Below are 26,825 nucleotides of genomic sequence, written 5' to 3'. Positions count from 1 at the left end.
TCATGGCTGACAAGAGTCTGGTTGGGGAGATGTTGCAGGTACAGCTCGCCATCGAGCTGATCGAGCTGGGCGCGCGCCTGCAGGTGCTCGAAACCGAAACCGCACTGAGCCGGGGGAGGTTGATCAAGCTCTATAAAGAAGTCAAAGGCATGTCCCCGCCCAAGGGCATGTTGCCGTTTTCGGCCGACTGGTTCGTGACCTGGCTTCCCAACATCCATTCTTCGCTTTTCTACAATATCTATCGCCGTTTCAGCGGAGAGTTGGGATGCGAGCGGATGACGGCTTTCGTCAAGGCTTATCGCCTTTATCTCGAGCAGGTCGGTCTCGACGATGCGGAGCCGACCTTGGGGCTCACGCGCGCCTGGACATTGGTTCGTTTCTTCGAGAGCGACCTGCTACAGCTTTCACGCTGCCATAGTTGTGGTGGTGATTTCGTGGCCCACGCCCATAGCCCCGCGCATGACTATGTCTGTGGCATCTGTCAGCCGCCTTCGCGGGCAGGCAAGACGCGCAAGGCCAAGGCCGCAATACGCGAGGCACAGGTCGAGCACGTCGAGCAGGGGCCGCTTCGACGTATGGCCAATTAAGCATTTCAATGCATCGATCAGCGGGCCCGAGCGGCCCGCTTTGCGTTAGGGGCTGTTGCCGTTTCGTGCCCGGCTGCGCCAAAACGGCAACAGTCCCTCGAATCTCTTCCGGAAATGTCTGATTTATCGTCAGTTTTGGTGCCTATTGTTTTTTCTGATACGTCAGACCTCAAGACTCGAAGCCGTACTGCCGATAGAGATAGCAGGTTCGCCATGCATTGTCCGCAGGAGCATGCTTCGTGTTGATTTTCATTGGTTACATCGTCGTCCTCGGTAGCGTGTTCGGAGGCTACGCCGCGATCGGCGGGCACTTGGGGGCGCTACTTCAGCCTGCCGAGTTCATGATGATTGGTGGTGCGGCACTCGGCGCTTTCATCTGTGCCAACAACGGCAAGGCGATCAAGGCCACGCTTCGCTCCTTCTCCAAGCTGAAACGCACCAAGCGCTACAACAAAATGATGTACATGGAGCTGATGGCGCTCCAGTACCGGCTGCTGACCAAGGCCCGGCGTGACGGCATGCTGGCGATCGAGCGAGACATCGACGCTCCGCAGGAGAGCGCCATTTTTGCCGACTACCCGAAAATTCTCTCCGATCCGATGATCATGGCGTTTCTCACCGATTACCTGCGCCTGATGGTCAGCGGCAACATGGATCCGTTCGAGATCGATGCGCTGATGGAGCACGAGATCGAGACCTTTCAGCATGAAGCGGAAGTGCCGGCGCACTCACTCTCCGCCGTCGGCGATGGCCTACCGGCATTCGGAATCGTTGCTGCCGTCATGGGCGTCGTTCACGCCCTTGGTTCGGCCGATCAAGGCGCGGCCATCATGGGGCAGATGATCGCCCAGGCTCTCGTGGGCACTTTTGCGGGCATTCTGTTGGCATACGGTTTCGTGACGCCTGTGGCTCACCACATCAATCTCCAGGTGGGTGAGGCAACCAAGATGCTGCAGTGCATTCGTGTGACCCTGATGGCCAGCCTCAATGGCCTGGCCCCCCAACTGGCAGTCGAATTCGGCCGCAAGGCACTGTTTACCGCTGTGCGTCCCTCGTTCAGCGAACTCGAGGAACATGTGCGTGCCAGCGGTCAAACCCTGAGAAGTACCGGGACGGATAATTCATGAGTGTGGGTGGCGAACGACGACCGATCATCGTCAAACGCAAGCGCGTTCAGAGCCCCGCGCACCATGGCGGTTCCTGGAAAATCGCCTATGCCGACTTCATGACCGCGCTGATGGCGCTGTTTCTCGTGCTCTGGATTCTCTCCACGGTGAGCGAGCACGAGCTCGAGAACATCGCGGAATATTTCCGTACCCCGTTAGCGGTGGCGCTGACGGGCGGCGACAAGAATACGGCGAGCACCAGCGCCATTCCCGGTGGCGGCGATAACCCTACCAAGACCGATGGCGAGGTGCGCCGTATCAACATGCAGGAACAAACCCGTCCTAGCGATGAGCAGCGAAGTCTTCGCTATCTGCGCGACCGCCTCCAGAGCGTGATCCAGAGTGATCCGCAGCTTAGAGAGCTTCGCTCGCAGCTGCGCATGGATTTCTCCCCGGAAGGATTGCGGGTGCAGATCGTCGATAGCGAGAAGCGGCCGATGTTCGAGCTGGGCAGCGATCGACTGGAACCTTACATGCTGACGATCCTTCACCGGATCGCGCCCGTGCTCAATGAAATGCCGAATCCGATCAGCATCAGCGGCCATACCGACAATTTGCCGTACGCCGGGGGCGAGAAGGGCTACAGCAACTGGGAGCTCTCCACCGATCGCGCCAACGCTTCGCGCCGCGAGCTGATTGCCGGGGGATTGTCACCGGACAAGTTGCTACGAGTCGCCGGTATGGGGTCGCGCGTCACCTTGCCGAACACGCGCCCCAGCGATGCGGTCAACCGTCGGATCAGCATCGTCGTGCTCGACAACCGCGCGGCCAGCACGATCGAGCAGCAGGGTGAGATATCGCTGCCGTCGAACGTCAATGCCGCCGATGAAGATTTCGATGCCGCGGGCGTTCGAGGCAATATTACCGGCTGACGCGCCGCGTCACGCCGATTGACTAGGGATCATTCCCACTGGCAGGTGCTGTCATGGACATTTCCGATTTTTACGACACTTTCTTCGAAGAGGCCGAAGAGCTGCTGGCGGACATGGAGCGCCTGCTGCTCGATCTGGATGTCGATGACCCCGACATCGAAGATCTCAACGCCATCTTCCGTGCCGCTCATTCGATCAAGGGTGGGGCGGGTACCTTCGGTTTCACGGTACTCCAGGAGACGACGCACTTACTCGAAAATCTGCTGGATCATACCCGGCGTGGCGAACTCAATCTGCGGCGCGACATCGTCGACACGTTTCTGGAAACCAAAGACATGCTTCACGACCAGTTGGATGCCTACCGCAACGGCAACGAACCCGATGCCGATGCGTTCGAACGCATCTGCCGTGTTCTCCAGCAGATGGCGTTGGAGGAACTCGGCCAAGGCCAGGCAGTGGAAGCGGCCACCCCCGCCGCGCCCGAACCGGAGCCCGAGCCCGAAGCCGTCGATTCGGCACCGTCAGCGGAGTCGAACTCGCAGAGACTCGCCATCACGTTCGTCGGAGTCGGCGACAAGGATCGTGGCTTACTGGTCGAGGAACTTCAGCACTTCGGCCAGGTCATCGCGCAAGCCGGCGACAACGAACGTTACCGCATAGAATTGGAAAGTGCCGAGTCCCGCGACGATATCGAGGCCGTGCTCTGCTTCATCATCGAACCCGAGCAATTGGTCATCGAGCCGATATCCGCACCGGCCGTGATAGCGGAAACCACGACCAGCTCCGAGCCTGCCTCGTCGGGAAGTGGCGGAGCCGGCGATGTTCCGCCTCCAGCGGCGACCGGGACGGCACCGGGCACGTCGCAGGCCGATTCTCCGAAGGCCGAGCCTGCGACCCGGGAAAAAGGCAAGTCCAAACCGGCCGCCAAGCCCGCGAAGGGCGCCGAGTCCAGTACCATTCGCGTTCCCGTGGACAAGGTCGACCAGATCATCAATCTGGTAGGCGAGTTGATCATCACCCAGTCGATGCTGGAGCAGACCGCCAGTGACATGGATATCGTCTCTCACGGTCCGCTGGTCAACGGAATGAACCTGCTGCAGCGCAACGCCCGCGACCTGCAAGAGTCGGTGATGTCGATCCGCATGATGCCGATGGACTATGTGTTCAGCCGCTTCCCGCGGCTGGTGCGCGACCTGGCGGCCAAGCTGGGCAAGGATGTCGAGCTGGTCACCGAGGGCAAGTCGACCGAGCTCGACAAGAGCCTGATCGAGCGCATCATCGATCCGTTGACTCACCTCGTGCGCAACAGTCTCGACCACGGCCTGGAGTCGCCCGAGAAGCGCCAGGCGGCGGGCAAGTCGCCGACCGGCCGGTTGACGCTGTCGGCCCAACATCAGGGCGGCAATATCCTCATCGAGGTCATCGATGACGGTGCCGGACTCAACCGGGAAAAGATTCTCGCCAAGGCGAAGTCCAACGGCCTTGCCGTCACCGACACCATGAGCGACGACGATGTCTGGCAATTGATCTTCGCGCCGGGCTTCTCTACCGCCGAGCAGGTGAGCGATGTCTCCGGCCGCGGCGTGGGCATGGATGTCGTCAAGCGCAACATCCAGGAAATGGGCGGGCATGTCGAAATCTTGAGTCAGCCCGGGCAGGGTACGACCACCCGGATCGTACTGCCGCTGACGCTGGCGATTCTCGACGGCATGTCGATTCGCTGCGGCGGGGAGACGTTCATCCTGCCTTTGAATGCGGTACTGGAGTCGCTTCAGCCCCAGATCGAGGACATCTACTCGATGGCTGGCGACGACCAGCTACTCAAGGTGCGCGACGAATATCTACCGATCATCACTCTGCACCAGGCCCTGGATGTGGCGGGGGCCAAGACCGAGGTCACCGAAGCGATCGCCGTCATCGTGCAGGGGGAAGGCCGGCGTTACGCTCTGATGGTCGACGACCTGATCGGTCAGCAACAGGTGGTGGTCAAGAATCTGGAAACCAACTACCGCAAGGTGCCGGGAATCTCTGCCGCCACCATCCTGGGTGACGGCAGCGTGGCGCTGATTCTCGACATCGCCGACCTGCATCGGCTGGATCGTCGCAAATCACAGCAGCGTCACGAAGAGAAACGTAACTACCTACAAGAGGTATCGCCAGCATGACAACGCAAGCGAGTGCCGCTACTACCGTCAATGACGCGGCAAGCAGTGAGTATCTGGTCTTCTCCCTGGGTGAGGAAGAGTACGCAGTCGATATTCTCAAGGTCCAGGAGATCCGGGGATACGAAAACGTCACCCGGATCGCCAACGTGCCCGACTTCATCAAGGGCGTAACCAATCTGCGTGGCGTGATCGTGCCGATCATCGATCTGCGGCTCAAGTTCAATCTCGCCAAGGTCGAATACGGCGGTCAGACCGTGGTCATCGTGGTCAACGTGGCCGAACGTATCGTCGGCATCGTGGTCGACGGCGTCTCCGACGTCATGAGCCTGACGCCGGATCAGATCAAGCCGGCCCCGGAATTCGGCGTCACGCTGTCTTCGGACTACCTCAACGGTATCGGCAGCCTGGATGATCGCATGCTGGTGCTGGTCGACATCGAAAAGCTGCTCACGCACAACGAAATGCAGCTGATCGAACACACCGCGGAACATGCCTGACGCGTGTAGGAAGGGCAGAGAGAACCGCAGCCCCGGCTGCGGTTTTTTTGTGGTGCGCCGTGGAGTTAGACGTTTTACCGCGCTTATGCGAGAGGGCTTCAGATAACGCTTTCTTTGCCGATAAACCGAGCATCACGTAACGAATGGCGTTAGCGCTTCGACTTCCAGCCAAGCCTGGATTCGAGAAGCGTAGTAATCGATGGCACAACACTGGTGGGCAGACAATGAATTTTCGTGAATGGACGATGCGACGCAAGCTATGGACGATCTTGGTGCTGATGTGGGTGGGGCTGGTACTGGTTGCCGGCTGGTCGCTCTATTCGATGCGTACTTCGATGTTCGACCAGCGCATTCAGAGCCTCGAGTACTTCATCGGCAGCGCCCACCAGCTGGTCGAGTCCTACGTCGAGCGGGCGCAGAGTGGCGAGTTGACCGAGGCGGAAGCCAAGCAGCGGGCATTGCACGACCTCTCCCATTTGAGCTTCGGTAGCGATGGCTATCTGTTCGCCTTCGATTCCAACCAGGCGATCGTGTATCACCCACGCCGCCCACCGGGCGATAGCATGCGCGACTATCAGGACCCGAAAGGTACATACGTCTACCGGGAGATGTCGGCCCTTGCCACGCAACCGGATGGCGGACTCTTGCGCTACGTCTCGCGTCGGGGCGAAGGGGAAAAACTCTACGCCAAGATCGGCTATGCGATGAATGTGCCGGAATGGGACTGGACGCTGGCAACGGGTGTCTACGTCGATGATATCGACGCCGCGCTGTTGTCTCGTCTACTGACCTACCTGGTATTGATCGTTGCCATCGGTGCCACCCTGTCGCTGATCGTCGCCTGGGTGATCCGCAACGTGCTCGGCCGTCTCGGCGGCGACCCCGGCCACGCCCGCGAGAGCATTCAGCGTATCGCCGAAGGGGATTTCACCCGGGCGCTGAGCCTCAAGGCCGGGGACGACAGCAGTCTTCTGTTTGCCATCGAAGGCATGCGCCAGCGGCTTTCCGAGACGTTTGGCGATATCCGTGCCAGTGCCGAATGGGTCAACGTCGGGGCGGGGCAGATCGCCAGCGGCAACCAGGATCTGGCGGTGCGGACCGATCAGCAGTCGTCGGCGATCGTCGAGACGGCCTCGAGCATGGAGCAATTGACCCAGACCGTTCGCCACAATGCCGACAATGCGGAAGCCGCGACACAGGCCGCGACCCAGACTCGCCAACGGGCGCAAGAGGGTGGGGAGATGATGCGCGACGTCGAGTCGACCATGGCGCGCATTCAGGAGAGCTCACGGCAGATGGCCGAGATCGTGGACATGATCGACAACATCGCCTTTCAGACCAATATTCTCGCCCTGAACGCCTCCGTGGAAGCAGCACGCGCCGGCTCGGCCGGTCGAGGCTTCGCCGTGGTCGCCGAGGAAGTCCGCAACCTGGCGAGCCGCAGTGCCGAGGCTTCGCGTGACATTCGTGCCCTGATCGGCAGCTCCGGAGAACAGGTCGACAGCGGGGCGGCGCTGATCGGTCGCGTCGGCAAGGCGATGGAAGAGATCGTGTCTTCGGTCACGAGTGTCAGCGGCCTCATGGAGGAGATCGCCAACGCCTCCCGTGAACAGCGCAGCGGTATCGAGCAGGTCAATCAGGCGATCACCGAGCTCGACCAGGTCACCAGCCAGAACGCGGCGCTGGTACAACAGACCGCCAATGCCTCGCAATCGTTGGTGAGCCAGGCCAAGCATCTCGAAGCGGCTCTCGAGCGCTATCAGGTGGCGCCGAGTGACAGCCGCGATGCCTCGCCTTTCGGCCATTGGCAGCTCTCCTCCCAGGCCGACGCGCAGCTCGACGGCGCGACGGCGTGAATCCTGCCAATGGCGTGCTCAAGTCTGTGGCGAGTCGGCCGATAGCTAGTCATACCGAAGGGCCGGACAACGGCCACGACCAGCCGCGGAAATGCATAACAACAGGGGAGCAGCGATGCGCAACAATCAGCCGGTAATCGACCAGGAGTTCGCGCTGACGGATGAGGACTACCTCATCTCGCGAACCGATCTCAAAGGCAATATCACCTATGCCAACCCGGCCTTCGTCAGAGTCAGTGGCTTTACCCAGGAAGAGCTGATCGGGGCGCCTCATAACATCGTGCGCCATCCCGACATGCCGCCGGCGGCCTTCGCCGATCTTTGGCAGACGCTGCAGAAGGGCAAGAACTGGTCGGGTACGATCAAGAATCGCCGCAAGGACGGGCGTTACTACTGGGTGCAGTCCACCGTGACGCCAATCCTCGAGAACGGCGAGGTTGCCGGTTTCACCTCCGTGCGGGTCAAGCCGTCCGCGCAGGAGCGCAAGCTTGCCGAAACCTACTATCCACGCCTGCTTGCCGGACGCAAGCGCGGCGTGAGACTGGATCACGGCCAGCTGAAGCCTCGTGGCATCGTCGCCGGCGCCAGGCGCCTGAGCCTGCGCTCGCTGAAAGGCCGCCTGATCTCGATGATGGTGCTGGCGCTGCTGGTGTTGGGTGTCAGTGGCGGCGTTTCGCTGTTCGCGTTGCAAGCCGACGGCGATCGTCTGGAACAACTGACCACGAATGGCATGGAAGACCTGGCCCGCCTGCAGAAGATCGACCAACTAATGTCGAAGGGGCGCGGGCTGGTCGACAAGCCGGTGAGCAACCCGATGGCGACCGATCTTGCCCCGGTCAATGACCAGGTCGAGGCGCTGCTGGCCAATCTCCAATCCACCTGGGACAGCTACTACCAGGACCGCGCGGTCAACCAGACGCTGGCTGCCGAAGCCTTCGCCGCCGATCTGGAGCGTTATCGTGAGGAAGGCCTCAAGGCGGTGATGGATGCGCTCAATGGCGGGGATTTCTACCAGTCCTACGTTGCCTATAACGATGTTCTGCAGGCCGACAGCGACAAGGTCAGCGCCGATCTCAACGCGCTGGTCGAGGAAAAACGTCAAAGCGGTGCCGTCATGGCGGAGAATGCCTACGCCGCACAGCGGACCACGATGATGGTACTGATCGGATTGCTGGCCGTCGGCGCGATCCTGCTGCTGTTGCTCGGCCTGACCACGATTCGTTCGACGCTGAAGCCGGTTCGCGAAGCGCTCGACTTCGCCTTGCAGATCGCCGCTGGAAACCTGGGCGCCCAGCTGACTCAGCGGCGTAACGATGAAGTAGGACGCCTGATCGGCGCCCTCAACCGCATGCGTCAGAGCCTTGGCACCATCGTTGGTGATGTCAACGCCAACGTGGCTGTGGTCAAACCGGCCACTCACGATATCGCCAGCGGTAACGAGGATTTGTCATCACGTACAGAGCAGCAGGCGGCATCGCTGGCCGAGACCGCCACCAGCATGGAGCAGATGACCGCCACGGTGAAGCAGAATGCCGACAATGCGCGCCAGGCCAGTCAGTTGGCGGACGGCGCCACCGATACCGTCAGACGCAGTGGCACCATCATGGGCCAGGTCGTCGATACCATGGGTCGAATCACCGACAGCTCACGCAAGGTCGCCGATATCGTCGGTGTGATCGATTCCATCGCCTTCCAGACCAATATTCTGGCGCTGAATGCCTCCGTCGAGGCGGCACGAGCCGGGGAACAGGGGCGCGGTTTTGCCGTGGTGGCCGGCGAGGTGCGCAACCTGGCCAGCCGCAGCGCCCAGGCAGCGAAGGAGATCCGCGATCTGATCGACAGCTCGACCCAGGAAGTCGGGCACGGCGCCGATCTGGTGCGCCAGGCGGAAGGCTCGATCGAAGAAGTCGTCAACGCCGTGACGCGCGTCAACGACATCATCAGCGAGATCTCCGCCGCTTCCGAGGAGCAGACCAGCGGTATCGAGCAGATCAGCCAGGCCGTTGCCCAGATGGACGAAGTGACCCAGCAGAACGCCGAACGCGTGCAGGCGACGGCTTCCTCCGCCGCAGAACTGCGCGCCAGCGTGGAACAGCTGGCTAGCTCGATTGCCGTCTTTCGGTTGGCTGGTAGCGGCGAAGAGCGTGTCGTGGCTGTCGAGACACCATCCATAAGCCAGGAAAACCGTAGGCCACCCGCACCCAAGCCGCTGCTGTCGGCGAACGGCGCGCGCCAGCCGGTGACGGACGATAACGAGGAGTGGGAAGCGTTTTGAAACCCGAGGGTGTCATGTTCGCAGACTCTGGGGAGCCGCACGATAACGCCGCGCGTTTCGCTCGAGACCTCGACTTCACGCCACGCGATTTCGAACGCGTGCGTGAGTTGATCTACCGGCGCGCGGGCATCGTGATGGCCGACAACAAGCGTGAAATGGTCTACAGCCGGCTGGCCAAGCGTTTGAGATTGCTTGGCATGAACCGGTTCAGCGACTACCTGGCGCATCTGGACGCCACGCCCGATTCGCAGGAGTGGGAGGCGTTCACCAATGCATTGACGACCAACCTGACCGCGTTCTTCCGTGAGGCGCATCACTTTCCAGTGCTGGCCGAGGAGATCCGCCAGCGCGGTCCGGGGATCAGGATCTGGTGTGCCGGAGCATCCACCGGCGAGGAGCCCTACTCCCTGGCCATGACCGTGCACGAGACGTTGGGCGCCGCGGCTTCGCAGGTGCGGATCGTCGCCACCGACATCGACACCGAGGCGTTGGCCAAGGCGCGCCAGGGTATTTATACGATGGATAGTGTCGCCAAGCTGAGCGAGGAACGCCGCCGCCGCTTCTTCCTGCGCGGCAGTGGCGCGCGCTCCGGCTTTGCGCGGATACGCCCGGAAATCGCGGCGATGATCGACTTCCGCCCGCTCAACCTGGTGAGCAGAAGTTGGGCTCTCAATGGCCCCTTCGACATTATCTTTTGCCGCAACGTCATGATCTATTTCGACAAAGAAACGCAGACCGAAATTCTGCGCCGCTTTGCTTCCCAGCTGAAACCGGACGGATTGCTGTTCGCGGGACACTCTGAGAATTTCTCGTTCCTGAACCAGACCTTCCGCTTGCGGGGGCAGACCGTCTACGCATTGGCGTCATCATCGTCTCGTGCGATGCCGGGCCACTCGCGCTGAAGGATAGATGATGAAACCCAAGATCAAGGTGCTCTGTGTCGATGACTCGGCACTCATTCGCGACCTGATGACCAAGATCATCGACGCGCAACCGGACATGACCGTGGTCGCCACGGCACCGGACCCCCTGGTGGCGCGAGACCTGATCAAGCGCCACAATCCCGACGTGCTCACGTTGGACGTCGAAATGCCGCGGATGGATGGCCTCGATTTTCTCGAGCGCCTGATGCGACTGCGGCCAATGCCGGTATTGATGGTCTCGTCGCTGACCCGGCGCGGGTCCGAGATCACGTTGCGGGCGCTCGAACTGGGAGCGGTGGATTTCGTCGCCAAACCCGAGGTGGGCATCCGCGAGGGCATGTTCGAGTACGCCGACACGATCGCCGACAAGATCCGTGCCGCGGCCCAGGCCCGGCCTCATCGTCAGGGGCGTATGGCGGAGCCGGCAGCGCCCCGCGAGGCACTCAAGGCGCCGATATTGTCGAGCGAAAAGCTGATCATCATCGGTGCCTCGACCGGCGGCACCGAAGCCATACGCCAGGTGATCGAGCCACTGCCCGCCAACAGCCCGGCGGTATTGATTACCCAGCATATGCCGGGCGGTTTCACGCGCTCCTTCGCCGAACGCCTCAACAAGCTCTGCCGGGTGACCGTCAAGGAAGCCGAGGCCGGCGAGCGGGTGCTGCCGGGGCACGTCTACATCGCGCCGGGAGACTGGCACATGCGTCTGACCCGATCCGGTGCCAACTACGTCATCGCGCTCGACGATGGACCGCCGGTGAATCGCCACCGGCCGTCGGTCGACGTGCTGTTCGACTCCGCCGCCAGTTGCGCCGGGCGCAACGCGCTAGGCGTGATTCTCACCGGGATGGGCAAGGATGGCGCGGCGGGGCTGTTGAAGATGCGTCAGGCCGGCTCGCATACGGTGGCCCAGAACGAGGACAGCTGCGTGGTGTTCGGCATGCCCAAGGAAGCCATCGCCCTGGGCGGCGCTGTCGAGGTGGTGGCGCTTCAGGATATCGCCCAGCACCTGATGCTGCAGATGCACGCCGTGGGACGCGCGCAGCGGGTATAAAGCTTGCGGGTGGGCTGCCGATAACCTCGGCATCGCCCCCCCCCGGATATTGAATCGACGAGGATTGACGATGTCAGACAAGAACATGAGCATTCTGGTAGTGGACGATTTTCCGACCATGCGTCGGATCGTGCGCAGCCTGCTCAAGGAACTGGGGTTCGAGAACGTCGAGGAGGCCGAAGATGGTCAGGAAGCGCTGACCAAACTGCGTGGCGGTGGCTTCGAATTCGTGGTCTCGGACTGGAACATGCCCAATCTCGACGGCCTGGAGATGCTCAAGGAGATCCGCCAGGACCCCGCGCTGTCTTCATTGCCGGTGCTGATGGTGACCGCCGAGGCGAAGAAGGAAAACATCATCGCGGCGGCGCAGGCTGGCGCCAACGGGTACGTCGTCAAACCGTTCACGGCCGCCACCCTCGAAGAAAAACTCAACAAAATTTTCGAAAAACTGGGCAAATAAAGCCTTCGGAGGGTAGATCATGAGCGGTGCCAACCCTCAAGCCGGTATGGCGGACAACGTGGCTCCCGACGATCTCATTCGCCGCATTGGCCATCTTACCCGCATGCTACGCGAGAACATGCGGGAGCTTGGGCTCGATAAGGAAGTGGAAAAGGCGGCTCAGGCGATTCCCGATGCCCGCGACCGTCTCAGCTACGTGGCTTCGATGACCGAGCAGGCCGCCGAGCGTGCGCTCAACGCGATCGATCAGGCCCAGCCGATTCAGAATGCGCTGGAGAGCGATGCCAAGGCGCTGGACAAGCGCTGGGGAGAGTGGTTCGCCGCGCCCCAGGAGCTCGACGATGCCAAGGCGCTGGTCACGGATACCCGGTCCTTTCTGCAGACGGTGCCGCAGCAGACCGGCGCGACCAATGCGCAGTTGCTCGAAATCATGATGGCGCAGGACTTTCAGGATCTGACGGGCCAAGTCATCAAGAAGATGATGGACGTGATCCGCGAGATCGAGCAGCAGCTATTGCAGGTGCTGATCGACAATGCGCCGGATGGGGTCGAACGTCGCGAGCCTTCCGGCCCCAATTCCGGTTCGCTGCTCAACGGCCCGCAGGTCAATCCCAACGCGGCCGATGTGGTGAGCAATCAGGATCAGGTCGATGATCTGCTCGACAGCCTCGGCTTCTGAACCCCGGTATCGCTCTGTCGGTGCCCGGCGATCCGGTTTTCGGGCAATACCGTAGCCACCTCCGGAAATAGCAGGACTAAGTGCCTGCTATTTCCGCGTTTGACCGATCCTCCTCCCGCGCAAAATGTCGTCCACACGATGATGTCCCCGACCGTGGCGGAGTGCGCGCTTGGCCGAACAGAACGACAGTGATCAGGAAAAGACCGAACCGGCGACTCCGAGGCGTATCGAAAAGGCGCGCGAGGAGGGGCAGGTCGCGCGCTCGCGCGAACTGGCGACGTTCCTGCTGCTGATCAGTGGTGTCTTCGGCCTTTGGGTCATGGGCAATAACCTCTATGACGAGTTGGGTCTGGTCATGGAGCAGGCCTTTCTGTTCGATCGCGGCCTGGTGTTCGACAGTGCGCGCATGCTCAGCCATATCTGGTCGCTCGGCCAGCGTACGCTGGTCGCGCTGCTCCCGCTGTTTCTGCTCTTCTCCGTTGCCGCGATACTCGGGCCGACGCTGCTGGGCGGTTGGCTTATCTCGGCGAAGTCGTTGAAACCGCAGTTCGGCAAGCTCAACCCACTCAAGGGGTTGAAACGCATGTTCTCGACCCAGGCGCTGGCGGAGCTGACCAAGGCGATCGCCAAGTCGCTGCTGGTCGGCAGCGTCGGCGTGATCTATCTCTGGTCGCAACGTGATTCCCTGCTCGGGCTGATGGACATGCCGATTCAGCAGGCGCTGGCGACAGCGATGAAGCTGGCCGCACTGGGCTGTGCACTGATCGCGACCTCGATGATCGTGGTCATTCTGATCGACGTGCCGTATCAGCTCTGGAGTCATCACAAGAAACTTCGCATGAGCCGCGAGGATATTCGCCAGGAGCACAAGGAGACCGAGGGCGACCCGCACGTGAAGGGGCGCATCCGTTCCCAGCAGCAGGCGATGGCACGCCGACGCATGATGAGCAAGGTACCCGAAGCGGACGTGATCGTGACCAACCCGACGTACTACGCGGTTGCCCTGAGCTACCAGCAGGACTCGATGTCGGCCCCGAAAGTGGTGGCCAAGGGGGCGGATCACGTCGCCGCGCGCATTCGCGAACTGGGCGAAGAGCACCGGATACCACGACTGGAAGCGCCACCGCTGGCCCGGGCGCTCTATCGCCACGTCGATCTGGAGCAGGAAATCCCGGCCGATCTGTATACCGCCGTCGCCGAAGTTCTGGCGTGGGCGTTCCGGCTCAAGCAGGTGGAGAGCGAAGGCGGAGAAATGCCGCCGACGCCCCGCGATCTGCCCGTCCCGCCCGAGCTCGACGATGCCGGCGAGGGCACGACTGATTCATCCAAGGAGAGTGAATGAACGCGCTCACCCAGTGGTTCGGCCGACGTAACTGGCCGGGCGACTCGCAATTCAAGGTGCTGGCGGGGCCGGTGCTGATCATCATGATCCTGACCATGATGATCCTGCCGTTGCCGCCGTTCGCGCTGGATCTGTTCTTCACCTTCAACATCGCGCTGTCGATCATGGTGCTGCTGGTGAGCATGTTCACCCAGAAGCCGCTCGACTTCGCGGCTTTCCCGGCGGTGCTGCTGTTCTCCACGCTGCTGCGCCTGTCGCTCAACGTGGCCTCGACCCGAGTGGTGCTGATGAATGGGCACGAGGGCGGCGACGCGGCGGGCAAGGTGATCGAAGCCTTCGGGGAATTTCTGATCGGCGGCAACTTCGCCGTCGGTTTGGTCGTCTTCGCCATCCTGGTCGTCATCAATTTCATGGTCATCACCAAGGGCGCGGGGCGTATCGCCGAGGTCGGCGCACGCTTCACGCTCGACTCCATGCCCGGCAAGCAGATGGCGATCGACGCCGATCTCAACGCCGGCCTGATCGGCGAGGAGGAGGCACGGGCCCGTCGCAGCGAGATCAACCAGGAATCCGAGTTCTACGGCTCGATGGATGGTGCCAGCAAGTTCGTGCGCGGCGATGCCATGGCCGGGTTACTGATCATGGTGATCAACCTGATCGGCGGGTTGATCATCGGGGTTGCCCAGCACGGCTTGCCGTTCAGCGACGCCGCACGCACCTATACGCTGTTGACCGTGGGCGACGGCCTGGTCGCACAGATTCCGGCACTGGTGATCTCGACCGCGGCCGGCGTCACGGTTTCCCGCGTCAATACCGATCAGGACGTCGGCCAGCAACTGTTGAGCCAGCTGTTCAACAATGCCCGCGTGATGTTCCTGGCGGCTGGTGTCATGGCACTGCTGGGAATGATCCCGGGGATGCCCAACCTGGTCTTCCTGCTGTTCGCGGTGGTGCTTGGCGCCCTGGGGTGGTGGATGTCGCGGCGTGACCAGCAGCAGGCGGCGCAGGCCGTCGAGGCGAAGGCGCCGCCTGCGGTTCAGGAGACGCCGGAGGCGAGTTGGGACGACGTCCAACTGGTCGATACGCTGGGCCTCGAGGTCGGTCATCGGCTCATCCCGCTGGTCGATCAGCGTCAGAAGGGCGAGCTGCTTGGCCGCATCAAGAGCGTGCGCAAGAAATTCGCCCAGGACGTGGGCTTCCTGCCATCCGTGGTGCACATCCGCGACAACCTGGAACTCGGCCCCAATACCTACGTGATCACGCTCAAGGGCGTCGAAATCGGTCGTGCCGAGGCGTTTCCCGGCAAATGGCTGGCGATCGATCCCGGCCAGGTCTCCGGCGCGATCGACGGCACACCGACCCAGGACCCCGCGTTCGGGCTGACCGCCTACTGGATCGAGACCGCCCAGCGCGAGCGGGCGCAAATCTATGGCTACACGGTGGTCGATGCGAGTACCGTGATCGCCACCCATCTCAACCACCTGTTGCATGAACACGCCGGCGACATGCTGGGCCGGGCCGAGGTGCAGCAACTGCTGGACAAGGTCGCGGAGAAACAGAAATCGCTGGTCGAGGACGTGGTGCCCAAGCTGCTGCCTTTGACCACCGTACAGCGAATTCTGCAGAACCTGCTGGCCGAGGACGTGCCGATCCGCGACATGCACACGATTCTCGACGTGCTGGCGGAATTCGCCCCGCAGCAGAGCGATGCCAACGAACTGACGGCGATCGTCCGCGTGGCCCTGGGCCGGGCGATCACCCAGCAATGGTTCCCGGGACGCGAGCCGATGCATGTGATCGGCCTCGAACCGCGGCTCGAGCAGGTCCTGACCCAGGCGCTCAACAATGGCGGGGCGCTGGAACCGGGGCTGGCGGAAACCCTGATGCAACAGACGGCGGCGGCGGTCGAACGCCAACAGAGCCGCGACGAGCCGACCGTGCTGGTGGTTCAGCACTCGCTGCGGGCGTTGCTGGCGCGCTTCCTGCGGCGCCAGATCAAATCGCTGGTGGTGCTGTCCCAGGCCGAGATCCCCGACGACCGCAACCTGCGCGTCACGACGACGATCGGAGGGGGAGCATGAATGTGAGAACCTGTTTACGATCTCGCGAGCTAGAGCCAACCAAGGCAAAAACACTTGAGGAAAGGACCGGGCTCGCGTACGAGTTTACGGGGGGTAAATGAGCATTCCGAAAGTGTTTTTAACGACGTGTGGCCGACGCGCAGCAGATCGTAGACAGGTTCTGAGGCGCTGGCACGCCTTGATTGCCTGGGTCTGGCTCGCTGCACTCTCGTTCACTGCGTCCGGGCCGGCGCATGCCGCTTCCGGCAGCTGGATGGCAACGCTGCCGCGCCAGACGCTCGCCGCCAGCGAGCGGCCGCTGGAGAGCGCTGCCGTCGCCGCGCCCGCGCACGTCGATGCCGGCGTGATCACGCGGGTGCACTGGTCGTTCACCGTCAGCGCGCCGAATTCGCCCCTCGAGGCATGGCTCTGTCAAGGTAGCCTTTGCGTGGCGCTGTCGAGTACGCAGGGGAAAACCGAACGTTTTCAGGGGCGCTCCGCGACCCAGGCGTTTCGTTTTCGCTTTCGGCGACCGGCCATCACTGCTTCGGGCACGGCGGTCGTCTCCCACGGCCGGCTCATCGTCGATTACGAACACTGAGCTACGGGCTTGCGCCGGCTTCGGGGCGCTGTAAAAGCGGCTACGGGCCACGGGCTACGAGTGGCGGCCAGGAGCGGCGGCAGGCCATGCATGGAAAGGTCGGCTGGCATCGAGACCATAAAAAGGCGAAATAGCCCTTTCGATGCCGGGAATTTGGCCTCTAGCGCTGGTCGTGGCGGGTCATAATGAATTGACTGGCCACGGCTCGCGGTGGCTTTTTCGGTTAATCACGAGGCGATTCGATGTATACCGCACAGGGCAAGATCGATCAGCAGGCACTGATTGAGCAGTACATGCCGATGGTGAGGCGTCATGCGCTCTCGCTACAGGTACGCCTGCCCGCGAGCGTCGAACTCGACGATCTGATCCAGGCGGGCATGCTCGGTCTGCTCGACGCCATGGGCCGTTATGACAATTCGCACGGCGCCAGCTTCTCGACCTACGCCAATCAGCGCATTCGCGGAGCGATGATCGATGAATTGCGCAGTCGCGACTGGATGCCGCGCAGCGTGAGGCGCAATGCGCGCGCGCTCGACCAGGCTGTCGGACGTCTCGAACAGCGTCTCGGACGGGCTCCGGACGAGCGCGAAATCGCCCAGGAGATGGGCGTTACCCGGGATGAGTATCATCGGCTGCTGGCGGATGCCAACAACGGCTTTCTGCTGGCCTACGACGAAAGCGATAGCGAGAACGGCGTCGGGGCCGTCAGCGAAGGCGGCCCGCCGTCGCCTTTCGAAGCGTTGCTCGACGACGACAATCGCGAGCGTCTGATGGCGGCGATCGAAGCCTTGCCGGAGCGGGAAAAGCTGTTGTTGGGTCTGTATTACCAGGAAGAACTCAACTTGAAGGAGATCGGCGCGATTCTCGGCGTCAGCGAATCCCGAGTCTGCCAGCTCCACAGCCAGGCCGTTTCACGCCTGCGCGCCCGTCTCGTCAACTGAAGGTTGCCGGGCACGCCGCGATATGGCGGCGTCCCGGCACGCTGCCGCTAACTTCCCAACGTGTCGCTGTCGGCGGTTCTGATACCGTCGGCGATCTGCTCGCCGACGCGCTCCCAGACTTCCCCCAGCGTGCGCACGAGCGCCGGATAGCCGTCTTCGCCGAGCGCTCGAGTGACATCGAAGCGGCGCTGAGCGAGCAGGCGATTGCCGTCATACAGCTGCCACTCGCCGGAAGCGACGGCCCGACCATCGTAGCGACCCTGGAACTGGTCGACGCTGATGCTCAGTCGCCAAGCATCGGCGTCGCCCTGGCCGCTGCCCAGCACCGTGACCCGGGGTAGATTGGCCGTCAGCGACTGGCGCAGGCGTCGCGTCAGCTGTTGGCCGAGGTCTTCCGCCCACAGATTCCGATTGGCGGCGTTGAGCTCGATGTCGCTCAGTTGCATGACGATACCTTCCTGATCCAGGTAGATCGCCACTTCCACCGGACTCACCCGCAACTGGCGCGGATGCAGCGCGCCGGCATCGGATGCGCGCTGGACGCTCGGTTCGGGCAGGGTGTAGCGGCTGGCCGGCGTCGACTGGCCGGCGCAGCCGACCAGGGCCACGGCGCCGGCGGCCAACAGTAGAACGGTGGCGCCACAGCGGCGCCAGCGGGTCGTCGGTGACATCATTGCGGTGCCCTCGGCAGGGGATCGGCTTGGACTTCACGATCGAAGATCAGTGCGTTCGGCTGCTCGCGCAGGGTGCGCGCGACCGGCTGCAGGTCCCGCATCAGCACTTCCAGCTGCTTGAGCGTGTCGTTGAGCTGGCGGTAGCCGGAGGAGCCGGACGAGAAGCCGTTCAAGGTGTTCTGCAACTCCCGCAGGGTATCGTTCATGCTGGCGGGCAGTTGCTGTGTCGCCGGGTCCGAGACGAGCGCGTTGACCGACTCGGCAATCTGGCGGACCTGTTCGAGCGTCTGCTGCGAGGTCTGCATGGTCTCGTCCAGGCGGTCGAGAATCGGCTCGACCTGAAGGTCGTTGAGCTTGTCGAGCAGATTCGACACTTTCTGCTCGATCTGTGCGAAGCCTCCGGAGGTCGTCGGGAAGACCGGTTTCCCCGCGAATTCGAGCGGCTCGTAAGGGGCGGCATCGTCGTTGAAGCTCAGATCGACGAATAGCGCGGCAGTCAGCAAGTTGCCCGTCTTGAGCGTGGCGCGCAGGCCATAGTCCTGGAACATTTTTTCGAATCGCTTGCGGACTTCCTGCTCGTCGATCTCCTGATTGATCGCTTCACCGCTCTCCAGGCGCTGGGGTTCGATGCGAATCAGCACTGGAATCGCAAACTGGGCCAGGGTGTCGGGCTGCGGTGCGGTGAAGTGCCAGGGCACGGAGACCACGGTACCCACGCGCACGCCGCGATACTCCACCGGCGCGCCGCGGCTTAGGCCGCGCACGGTATCGTCGACCAGCAACACGTACTCGATGTACTGATCGTAAGTGCCTTCGCGGGCGCTCTCTTCGCTGTTGTAGAGGGTGTAAGTGGCGTCCTGCTTGGCCGGCTTGCCTGCGGCGATGTCCTCGGGCACGCCGAAAGTCACGCCGCCGCTGATCAGCGTCTCGAACGAATCCAGATTGACGCTGACCCCCTCGGAGTTGAGCTGCACGTCGATACCGGAGGAGCTCCAGAAACGGGTGGTATCGGTGACCAGGCTATCGTAGGGCGCCTGGATGAACAGACGATGGCGCATCTCCTTCTTGTCCGGATCGAAGTCGGTGCTCTCGACGCGGCCGACGGTATAGCCCTGATAGGTGACCGGGTCGCCGGCGCTCAGCGAATTGCCCACCTGGCTGACCAGGTTGATGCGCAGTCCCGGGGCATCGGGCGGCGCCACCGGCGGCTGGTCGAGCACGTCGAAGCTGGTCTGCGCCTCGTCGCTATCGCCGGGGGCCAATTGGATGTAGGCACCGGAAAGCACCGTGTTGAGTCCGCTGACGCCCTCGCGTCCGATACGCGGCTTGACCACCCAGAAGCGTGAGCCCTGGTTCAGCATGCGTTCGGCATCGCGGGACATGCGCGCGGTAATCACCGTATGGGAAAGGTCGTCCGACAGGCGTACGGCCTCGACATGGCCGACCTCGACGTTGCGCGTCTTGATCAGCGTCTTGCCGGCTTCGATGCCTTCGGCGTTGTCCATGTTCAAGGTGATCAACGGCCCGCGACTAGAGATATTGTCCCAGACCATCCAGGCGCCGATCAGCGCAGCCAGCAACGGCACGATCCAGATCGGCGAAAGGCGCGATTGGGACAGGCGCTTGGCGCGCTGCATCGAATCAGACATCGTCGACTTCCTTGACGGGAGAGAAGGGGGATTGCCGCTTGAGCGAGGCCGGCATCCTCGGCTGGACATCGTGGCTGTCCCAGATCAGCCGGGCATCGAAGCTGTTGGCGGCGAGCATGGTGACGACCACCACCGCCGCGAAGGCGAGTGCCGCCGGCCCGGGCGTGATCGACAGCAGCGATCCGGCATGCACCAGCGCCACCAGGATCGCCACCACGAAGACGTCGATCATCGACCAGCGCCCGATGAACTCGGTGATGCGGTAAAGCTGGAGCCGCTTGTGGCGATAGCGTGGCTCGTCCTGGCGCTTGACGACGATGCACAGCCACGCCAGGGCAAACACCTTGCCGATGGGGACCACGATACTGGCGGTGAAGATGACCAGGGCAATCGGCCAGTCGCCGTGACCGAGAAAGATCATCACCCCGCCGATGATGGTCGAAGGGGATTCGCTGCCCAGCGACGTCGTGGTCATGATCGGATAGAGGTTGGCCGGGATGTACAAAATGGTGGCCGCCAGCAGCAGGGCCCAGGTTCGCTGCAGACTGTGCGCTTCGCGAAAGCGCAGGCGTTCGCCGCAGCGTCGGCAGCGACCGCGGCCGAAGTGGCTCAGGCGGTTGACCAATCCGCAGGTGGGGCAGCCGGCCAGACCCTGTTCCGCGGCGGGGCGACCGATCTCGCTGTCGGCGGGAGCCAGCGGCTCGCCGGCCAGCGAAAACCACATCCAGTCGGTATCCAGCGAGCGCGTGGTCCACAAAAGCAATAGCGCGTAAGCGCAGAAGGACCAGAAAGAGAGCCCCAGATCCACCGATGCCATGCCGGCGATCTTGATCAGACTGACCAGCGCGCCGATGACGAAGACATCGGCCATCATCCACGGCGACAGGTGCGCCAGGGCGCGAGCGATCTGACGGCTGCGCGGCAGCGGCTTGCGCCTCGACAGCCCGACATGCAGCCAGATCACGGCCAGCAGGTAAAACACCGGCAGCACGACGATCGTCAAAAGCACCAATATGCCGACGAAGGGCTCGTGAAAATCGATCAGGCTGATGGCAGTGTCGGTCAGTTGGATCGAATTGCTGACTCCCCGTGCCTCGAAACGGATGAACGGAAAACCGATCGCCGCGAGCAGGGCAATCAGCGCCGTGATGGCCAGCGCCAGGCTACGCTGCGCCGGGCGGTGGTGACGGCGGCTCAGGGTATGACCGCAGCGCGGGCAACTGGCACGCTCGTGTGCCCGCAACGGCGGTAACGCCACCAGCAGATCGCATTCGCGACAGGCCCGCAATCGACGTCGCGTTTTACGCGGGGTTGCATAGCGGGGGCGATTTGCCGTGTCGTCAGCGATGTCGTCAGAGGGATGGGCCAAGAAAGCTTCCTTCGAAAACACGAGCCATGTTGCTCATATACATACATTCTTGCATGTTTGTCGAGTGGAGCGTACCGGCACCATTTGCATGGCTCTAGGTCCAGCCGCTTGGATACTATAGTAAGTGAACCGCTGGATGCCGGATAAATACAATCGTTTACCGAAATTTTAGCGGACTTTGAAGCAGCCGATTAAGTGCTGTCTTTTTGAATCATATTTGCCGTTTCGAATCTTTGCATAAGGAGAGCCTAGCGTGATGATGGCGTTGGTGGCCATAGTGGCCGGTTTGATCGTATTGGTGTGGAGCGCCGACCGTTTTGTGGATGGCGCTGCGGCCACTGCAAGACATCTCGGTTTGCCACCGCTGTTGATCGGAATGTTGGTCATCGGTTTCGGAACATCGGCACCGGAATTGATGGTTTCGGCACTCGCGGCAATCCAGGGTAACCCGGGGCTGGCGCTCGGCAATGCCTACGGTTCCAACATAACCAATATTGCACTCATCGTGGGAGTGGTGGCGCTGACCAGTCCGTTGCTGGTTCATTCGCAGGTCATTCGCCGAGAATTGCCAGTGCTCGGCGGTGTGACGCTGCTGTCGTTATGGTGTCTGCATGACGGCACGATTTCGCGTTGGGATGCCAGCGTACTGCTGCTGGTACTCGCGGGAGTGCTGACTTTCAGCATCATCCGCTCGCGTCGGCAGGGCGCGGATGCCCTGGCCTCCGATGTCGACGCGGACATGGCGGGAGAGTCGATGTCGCTGACACGTGGCCTGACCTGGACGCTCATCGGTTTGGTGCTGCTTATCGTGAGTTCACGCCTGCTGGTATGGGGGGCCGTCAGTGTCGCTGAAGCTTTCGGTGTCAGCGATCTGGTCATCGGCCTGACCGTTGTCGCCATCGGCACCTCGTTGCCGGAATTGGCCTCGTCGATCAGTGCCGTACGCAAGAACGAGCATGATCTGGTGCTGGGTAACGTGGTGGGCTCGAATCTCTTCAACACGCTCGCGGTAGTGGGGCTGGCTGGTGTCATCCAACCGATCGATATCGATCACGAAGTCCTGGTTCGGGACTGGCCGGTCATGGCGGGGCTCACCTTGCTGCTGCTGGTTTTCGGTATCGGCCTCAAGGGACAGGGACGCATCAATCGCCTGGAAGGCGGCGCGCTGCTACTGAGCTTCATTGCTTACACGAGTTGGCTGGTGATGAGTGTCATCGCGACCCGCGGTGGCTGAACCGCCAGTTGATCAGCCGGCCCTGGCAAGTGGCGCCAGGGCACTCCTGAGCGGTGTCAGGGCCGCGATGCTGTCCGGGGCGCGGGCGAGATGATCCAGGACGAAGCATCGGCGATCGCTGAAGTGGCTCGTCAGGCGTTCGATCCAGGGGCGTTGTTGTTCGCGCCAGCCGCGCAGCCACTCGCCGTCGACGGCGGCGGGCAGGCATTTGTTGATCGCCACGCCGAGCACGGGCAGGCCGTTGTCCTCGAGAAGGTGCCGGGTGCGTTCGGTCTCGTGCACCGGCAAGGGTTCGGGGTTGGCGACCAGTAGGATGGCGCTGTGCCGCGCATCGGTGAGCCGCTCGCGTACGGCTGCCAGTCGGCCCCGCCGGCGCATCAATACCTGCTGAATCGGATCGTCGACCACCTCGCCGTCGCCCAGCCAGGACTGATAGTCGCTGCGTACCTTGCGTCGACGCTCGAGCAGGCCGTCGACCCATGCGCCCATGATTTCCGGCAGTGCCAGCAGGCGGATGGTATGCCCGCCTGGTGCGGTATCGAAGATCAACTGGTCGTAGTCGGCATCGCGGTCGAGCAGCAGCGAGGTCAGCGCATCGAACAGTGCCGCTTCCTCGGTGCCCGGTGCGTGGCGTGCCAGATCGAGCTGACGATAGACCTGCTGGCTCCGTTCACCATTGACCCAGGGGCGCAGGTTGGCCTTGACCTCGTCGAGATAGCGAGTGGTCTCACGCTCCGGGTCGAGCTCGATTACATCCAGATTGGCGGCTGCCCGCGTGGCCTGGCCATCCAACCGGCGCTCGAAGATATCGCCCAGGTTATGGGCCGGATCGGTGGAGACCAGCAGCGTGCGCTGGCCTTTCTCGGCACAGTTGAGCGCATGCGCGGCGGCACAGCTGGTCTTGCCAACGCCGCCCTTGCCACCAAAGAAGAGGGTATGGGCCATGTGCCTTGTCCCTAGCGGGATGTCTGAGGATCGTACCGCAGCGCGCTGCGTAGCGCGATCTGGCCGATGATGGCAGCGCTGATCAGGACGATCGCCGCCGCCAGCGCGGGATTGTCGCCCAGGCCTGCCAGTGCCGTGCACAGCGCGCCGATACTCATCTGCGCACAGCCGTAGAGTCCCGCCCCGGACCCCACCACCTTCGGATTGACGCCGATCGCCAGCGTCAGCGCGGTGGGGCCGACCATGCCCACCCCGAGAGTGAACAGCAGCATCGAGGCTTCCAGCGTCCATGCCGTCGCCCAGCCGGCCAGCACCACGATCAGCAGCGAAGCCGAGCCGAACAGGCTGAGCAGGCTGGCGGACAGCATCAGACGCGCCATGCCCAACCGGCGGATCGTGCGGTTGGTGATGAAGTTGCCCAGCGAGATGCTGACGATCAGCAGCGACAGATAGAAGGCGACATGCCCGGGTGGCTCGCCGAGTTGATCGACGAAAATGAACGGCGCCGAAGCGATGAAGGCGAACATCGCCGTCGTTGCGCAGCCTCCGCCGATGGCGTAGCCGATGAAGGCGGGGGAGCGCACCAGCAAGCGATACTCGTGTCCCAGCCTGGGCAGGTCGAGACGTCCCTGGATACGGCCGGTTTCCGGCAGCAGCCGCCATACGAACAGCAGGTTGCACAGGCCCATCACGCTGAGCAGCAGCAGGATCGAGCGCCACCCGAGGGTGTTGGTCAGCAGGCTGCCGACCAGCGGCGCCATGGCCGGGCCGATGGCGACGACCAGATTGAGGATCGCCAGCCGCTGGACCGCTGCGTCCGGCGCCGAGGTATCGCGGATCATGGCGCGTCCCAGCGCCAGTCCGGCGCAGCCGCCGAATGCCTGCAACAGGCGCGCGACGATCAGTACCTCGACGCTCTGGGCCTGCCAGGAGACGACACCGGCGATGCAGTAGATCGCCATCCCCGCCATCAGCGCCGGTCGCCGGCCGACCGCATCCGAAAGCGGCCCGTAGAACAGCTGACCGGCGGCCAGACCCAGGATGTAGAGGCTGATGGTGAGTTGCATCAGCGATTTGTCGGCATCCAACTCGCGCCCGGCGACCGGCAGCGCGGGTACGAAGATGTGCATGGCCAGGGTACCGGCCAGTGTGATGGCCACCAGCATCCAGAGGGCGGGTACGGCGCGTGGTTCGTCGCTTTCGAGGGGCGTGGCGTCGGTCGACGAGGCGGGTTTGGTCACTGAGCTCCTCATCAGAAAAGGGGAAAGAGCAGGGGCTGTCATTCACGCCGAAACGGGAATGGATGACAGTCTCTAGCATGCTGATGATTAAGACCTTATGCGAAATGAAGAGCCATGACTAGTTGGCCAAACCGCTAATACCGGTATTGGCGGGCCGACGAAGATGCGTGAAGCTGCGGTTTCAACAGCAGCGGAAACTGTCCAGCGGGGAGCGTGCCATGCCCTGGCGCAGATGCCATTGGTGAAAGCGTTCCAGCATCTGCGGATAGAGCTCCAGCGTCATCGCGCTGACGGGATTGGGAATGCCCATCATGTCGCAAAAACAGAGCAGCATGAACAGATCTTCTTCGTCCTGCAGCTCGCGGGCGATCTCACGCTGATGCGGCAGGCGCAGCACGCGGTCGTAGCCCTCGACCGCGCGCCGGACCCACACGAGCGGCGCGGCGTGGCGAATCACGGGTGGGTCTCTTTGGGAACCGGCGCAAACGGCTGGCGAAAGCTGCGACCGGCCTCGAGCAGAATCCACAGCGTGAACACCAGGATCAGGCTGCCGAACGCGAACAGCAGCAGATTACGATCGCCGCCGGCGAAGCCCGACCAACTGAAGACCACCTGCTGGGTCATCGCCCACAACGTCATCACCAGCAGGAACAGCATCGGCGCCAGGGTGAAGACCACCGGCCGTCCCTGGCGCTTGAGCCAGACCGAAACCAGCATCAGCGTGATCCCGGCGAGCAACTGGTTGCTGGTGCCGAACAGCGGCCACAGCAGGTAGCCGCCGGAGCCGAAACCTTTGGGCCCTTCCGGCAGGATCACCAGCGCCGCGCTGGCGAGTACCGCGATGCTGGTGGCGACGTGTTTGCGCGCCAGTACCGGCATGCCGTAGTCGACGCCCAGCTCGGCGATGATGTAGCGCATCAGCCGCACCGCGGTATCGAGGGTGGTTGCGGCGAAACTGACCACAATGACCGCGACCACGGTGGCGCCCATGCTGGGCGGCAGGCCGAGGTTGCCGATCAGGTGACCGGCGCCCTGGACGAAAGAGGTCAGGCCGTTGGCGGCGGCGGCGCTGAAGCTGGAGTAGGTGGCGGTGAAATCGCCGGTGGTGGCGAACAGCGTGCCGACCGCGATGATCGAGATCAACGCCAGCATGCCTTCGCCCAAGGCACCGCCATAGCCGATGAAGCGTGCCTCGGTTTCGTTGTTCAGCTGCTTGGAGGTGGTGCCGGAGGCGACCAGGCCATGGAAGCCGGAGATTGCGCCGCAGGCGATGGTGATGAACAGCAGCGGCATGAAGCTGCTATCGGCGTTGGCGTTGAAGGAGGGCGCGGTCATCGTCGGCGCGCCGATCAGCAGGCCCGCATACAGCAGCCCCAGGCCGACCACCAACTGGTGCGCGTTGATGTAATCGCGGGGTTGCAGCAGCATCCACACCGGCAATGTCGAGGCGACATAGACGTAGGTCATTAACACCGCGATCCAGCACAAAAACGCCAGCGCGGTGGCGCTCATGCCGAAGGCGCCGCCACCCTCGCCGCCGAAGGCACCGACCAGGTCGACTTGCAGCCAGCTCACCTCGCTGGCCAGCATGGCGGTGCCGTACATGACCGCCAGTGCCACCAGCGATGGCCACAACATCGAGCCGGAATGGCGATAGACCCGCAGTCCGATCCATACCGCCAGCGGGATCTGGATCATGATCGACAGTACGCTGGCGGGGAAACTGACGAACAGGTTGGCGATCACCCAGGCGAAGACCGCGTTCACCATCAGCACCAGGATCAGGATGATGAAGATGAACAACAGCTTGGCGCGCTGACCGATCAAGCGATTGGCCAGGGTGCCGACGGAGTGGCCCTGATGGCGCGCCGATAGCACCAGGGCGCCGAAATCATGCACGCCGGCGGCGAACACGGTACCGAGCACGACCCAGGCCACGGCGGGTATCCAACCCCAGTAGATGGCGATGGCCGGGCCGACGATCGGTGCGGCACCGGCCACCGAAGTGAAATGGTGACCCCAGAGTATCCACTTGTTGGTCGGCACATAGTCGACGCCATCGCGATAGGCGTGGGCGGGAGTGGTGAAATCCTTGTCCAAGCGGTAGATGCGCTCGGCAATGAAGCGGGAGTAGAAGCGATAACCGAAAAAGAAACAGACGGCCCCAAACACGGCGATCCAGATGGCGTTCATCGGACTCTCCTCATGGTCGTTCGGTGCGTTTCGGCGCCGTCA

At 62.6% G+C, this 26,825-nt stretch carries 23 protein-coding genes; 16 read left to right on the top strand and 7 right to left on the bottom strand.

Annotation, left to right across the window (positions count from 1 at the left end):
* Positions 1-2: 2 nt before the first annotated feature.
* The 15 genes from flhC (at position 3) to DOM57_RS05655 (ending at position 17,478) form a co-directional block, all read left to right on the top strand.
* Entirely contained in the window at positions 3-587 is a 585-nt protein-coding gene (gene flhC, locus DOM57_RS05725; RefSeq protein WP_110648272.1) for a flagellar transcriptional regulator FlhC, read from the top strand.
* 239 nt (positions 588-826) lie between these two features.
* A complete protein-coding gene (gene motA, locus DOM57_RS05720) occupies positions 827-1,714 on the top strand; it encodes a flagellar motor stator protein MotA (protein WP_110648271.1) in 888 nt (295 codons plus the stop codon).
* A complete protein-coding gene (motB, locus tag DOM57_RS05715) occupies positions 1,711-2,625 on the top strand; it encodes a flagellar motor protein MotB (RefSeq protein WP_110648270.1) in 915 nt (304 codons plus the stop codon). The genes motA and motB overlap by 4 nt, the downstream gene beginning before the upstream one ends.
* A gap of 53 nt (positions 2,626-2,678) precedes the next feature.
* Positions 2,679-4,790: a chemotaxis protein CheA gene (gene cheA / locus DOM57_RS05710; RefSeq protein ID WP_110648269.1), complete on the top strand. Its 2,112-nt coding sequence runs from the start codon at positions 2,679-2,681 to the stop codon at positions 4,788-4,790.
* Positions 4,787-5,287: a chemotaxis protein CheW gene (locus DOM57_RS05705; protein WP_110648268.1), complete on the top strand. Its 501-nt coding sequence runs from the start codon at positions 4,787-4,789 to the stop codon at positions 5,285-5,287. Before cheA ends, DOM57_RS05705 begins: the two co-directional genes overlap by 4 nt.
* Positions 5,288-5,511: 224 nt before the next feature.
* A complete protein-coding gene (locus DOM57_RS05700; RefSeq protein ID WP_162619455.1) occupies positions 5,512-7,143 on the top strand; it encodes a methyl-accepting chemotaxis protein in 1,632 nt (543 codons plus the stop codon).
* Positions 7,144-7,258: 115 nt separating this feature from the next.
* Positions 7,259-9,418 (top strand): methyl-accepting chemotaxis protein, encoded by a 2,160-nt coding sequence (locus DOM57_RS22525; RefSeq protein ID WP_110648266.1) that lies wholly within the window; start codon positions 7,259-7,261, stop codon positions 9,416-9,418.
* A 14-nt stretch (positions 9,419-9,432) separates the two neighbouring features.
* Positions 9,433-10,320, top strand: coding sequence for a CheR family methyltransferase (locus tag DOM57_RS05690; protein WP_110648265.1), 888 nt, complete (start codon positions 9,433-9,435; stop codon positions 10,318-10,320).
* Positions 10,321-10,327: 7 nt separating this feature from the next.
* Positions 10,328-11,395 carry a protein-glutamate methylesterase/protein-glutamine glutaminase gene (locus DOM57_RS05685; protein ID WP_110648264.1) on the top strand — a complete coding sequence of 356 codons (1,068 nt, stop codon included), beginning with the start codon at positions 10,328-10,330 and terminating at the stop codon, positions 11,393-11,395.
* Between the two features lie 70 nt (positions 11,396-11,465).
* Positions 11,466-11,855, top strand: a complete 390-nt coding sequence (cheY, locus tag DOM57_RS05680; protein ID WP_110648263.1) for a chemotaxis response regulator CheY — start codon at positions 11,466-11,468, stop codon at positions 11,853-11,855.
* A gap of 19 nt (positions 11,856-11,874) precedes the next feature.
* A complete protein-coding gene (gene cheZ / locus DOM57_RS05675) occupies positions 11,875-12,534 on the top strand; it encodes a protein phosphatase CheZ (protein WP_239496130.1) in 660 nt (219 codons plus the stop codon).
* Between the two features lie 169 nt (positions 12,535-12,703).
* Positions 12,704-13,876, top strand: a complete 1,173-nt coding sequence (gene flhB, locus DOM57_RS05670; RefSeq protein ID WP_110648262.1) for a flagellar biosynthesis protein FlhB — start codon at positions 12,704-12,706, stop codon at positions 13,874-13,876.
* Positions 13,873-15,957, top strand: a complete 2,085-nt coding sequence (gene flhA, locus DOM57_RS05665; protein ID WP_110648261.1) for a flagellar biosynthesis protein FlhA — start codon at positions 13,873-13,875, stop codon at positions 15,955-15,957. Before flhB ends, flhA begins: the two co-directional genes overlap by 4 nt.
* Positions 15,958-16,135: 178 nt before the next feature.
* Positions 16,136-16,537: a flagellar protein FlhE gene (locus DOM57_RS05660; protein ID WP_162619454.1), complete on the top strand. Its 402-nt coding sequence runs from the start codon at positions 16,136-16,138 to the stop codon at positions 16,535-16,537.
* Between the two features lie 242 nt (positions 16,538-16,779).
* Positions 16,780-17,478 (top strand): RNA polymerase sigma factor FliA, encoded by a 699-nt coding sequence (locus DOM57_RS05655; RefSeq protein WP_110648259.1) that lies wholly within the window; start codon positions 16,780-16,782, stop codon positions 17,476-17,478.
* A gap of 47 nt (positions 17,479-17,525) precedes the next feature.
* On the opposite strand, the gene DOM57_RS05650 is transcribed toward DOM57_RS05655, so the two are convergent.
* Genes DOM57_RS05650 through DOM57_RS05640 form a run of 3 tightly spaced genes read right to left on the bottom strand, consistent with a single transcriptional unit; the run spans position 17,526 to position 21,149 of the window.
* The gene (locus DOM57_RS05650; protein ID WP_239496129.1) at positions 17,526-18,152 is read right to left on the bottom strand and encodes a PqiC family protein; all 627 of its coding nucleotides are present in this window, start codon (positions 18,150-18,152) and stop codon (positions 17,526-17,528) included.
* Complete coding sequence (gene pqiB / locus DOM57_RS05645; protein ID WP_110648258.1) at positions 18,149-19,801, bottom strand: intermembrane transport protein PqiB; 1,653 nt, start codon at positions 19,799-19,801, stop codon at positions 18,149-18,151. Before pqiB ends, DOM57_RS05650 begins: the two co-directional genes overlap by 4 nt.
* Positions 19,794-21,149 (bottom strand): paraquat-inducible protein A, encoded by a 1,356-nt coding sequence (locus DOM57_RS05640; RefSeq protein WP_110648387.1) that lies wholly within the window; start codon positions 21,147-21,149, stop codon positions 19,794-19,796. Before DOM57_RS05640 ends, pqiB begins: the two co-directional genes overlap by 8 nt.
* Positions 21,150-21,429: 280 nt before the next feature.
* On the opposite strand from DOM57_RS05640, the gene DOM57_RS05635 reads away from it, so the two are divergent.
* Entirely contained in the window at positions 21,430-22,404 is a 975-nt protein-coding gene (locus tag DOM57_RS05635; RefSeq protein ID WP_420820217.1) for a calcium/sodium antiporter, read from the top strand.
* A gap of 12 nt (positions 22,405-22,416) precedes the next feature.
* Here the strand turns inward: DOM57_RS05635 and DOM57_RS05630 are convergent, their stop codons facing one another.
* The 4 genes from DOM57_RS05630 to DOM57_RS05615 all read right to left on the bottom strand — a co-directional run bounded on the left by DOM57_RS05630 (position 22,417) and on the right by DOM57_RS05615 (position 26,783).
* Positions 22,417-23,349, bottom strand: a complete 933-nt coding sequence (locus DOM57_RS05630; RefSeq protein WP_110648256.1) for an ArsA family ATPase — start codon at positions 23,347-23,349, stop codon at positions 22,417-22,419.
* Between the two features lie 11 nt (positions 23,350-23,360).
* On the bottom strand, positions 23,361-24,590 hold the full coding sequence (locus DOM57_RS05625; RefSeq protein WP_204352880.1) for a multidrug effflux MFS transporter: 1,230 nt from the start codon (positions 24,588-24,590) through the stop codon (positions 23,361-23,363).
* 181 nt (positions 24,591-24,771) lie between these two features.
* On the bottom strand, positions 24,772-25,047 hold the full coding sequence (locus DOM57_RS05620; protein ID WP_204352879.1) for a cory-CC-star protein: 276 nt from the start codon (positions 25,045-25,047) through the stop codon (positions 24,772-24,774).
* Positions 25,044-26,783: a carbon starvation CstA family protein gene (locus DOM57_RS05615; RefSeq protein WP_110648254.1), complete on the bottom strand. Its 1,740-nt coding sequence runs from the start codon at positions 26,781-26,783 to the stop codon at positions 25,044-25,046. The genes DOM57_RS05620 and DOM57_RS05615 overlap by 4 nt, the downstream gene beginning before the upstream one ends.
* Positions 26,784-26,825: the final 42 nt, after the last annotated feature.

Origin of the sequence: Salinicola peritrichatus (assembly GCF_003206715.1) — a bacterium.
GTDB lineage: Bacteria > Pseudomonadota > Gammaproteobacteria > Pseudomonadales > Halomonadaceae > Salinicola > Salinicola peritrichatus.
The sequence above is the reverse complement of the archived record's forward strand: the minus strand, read 5'-3'. Positions and strand labels throughout refer to the sequence as shown.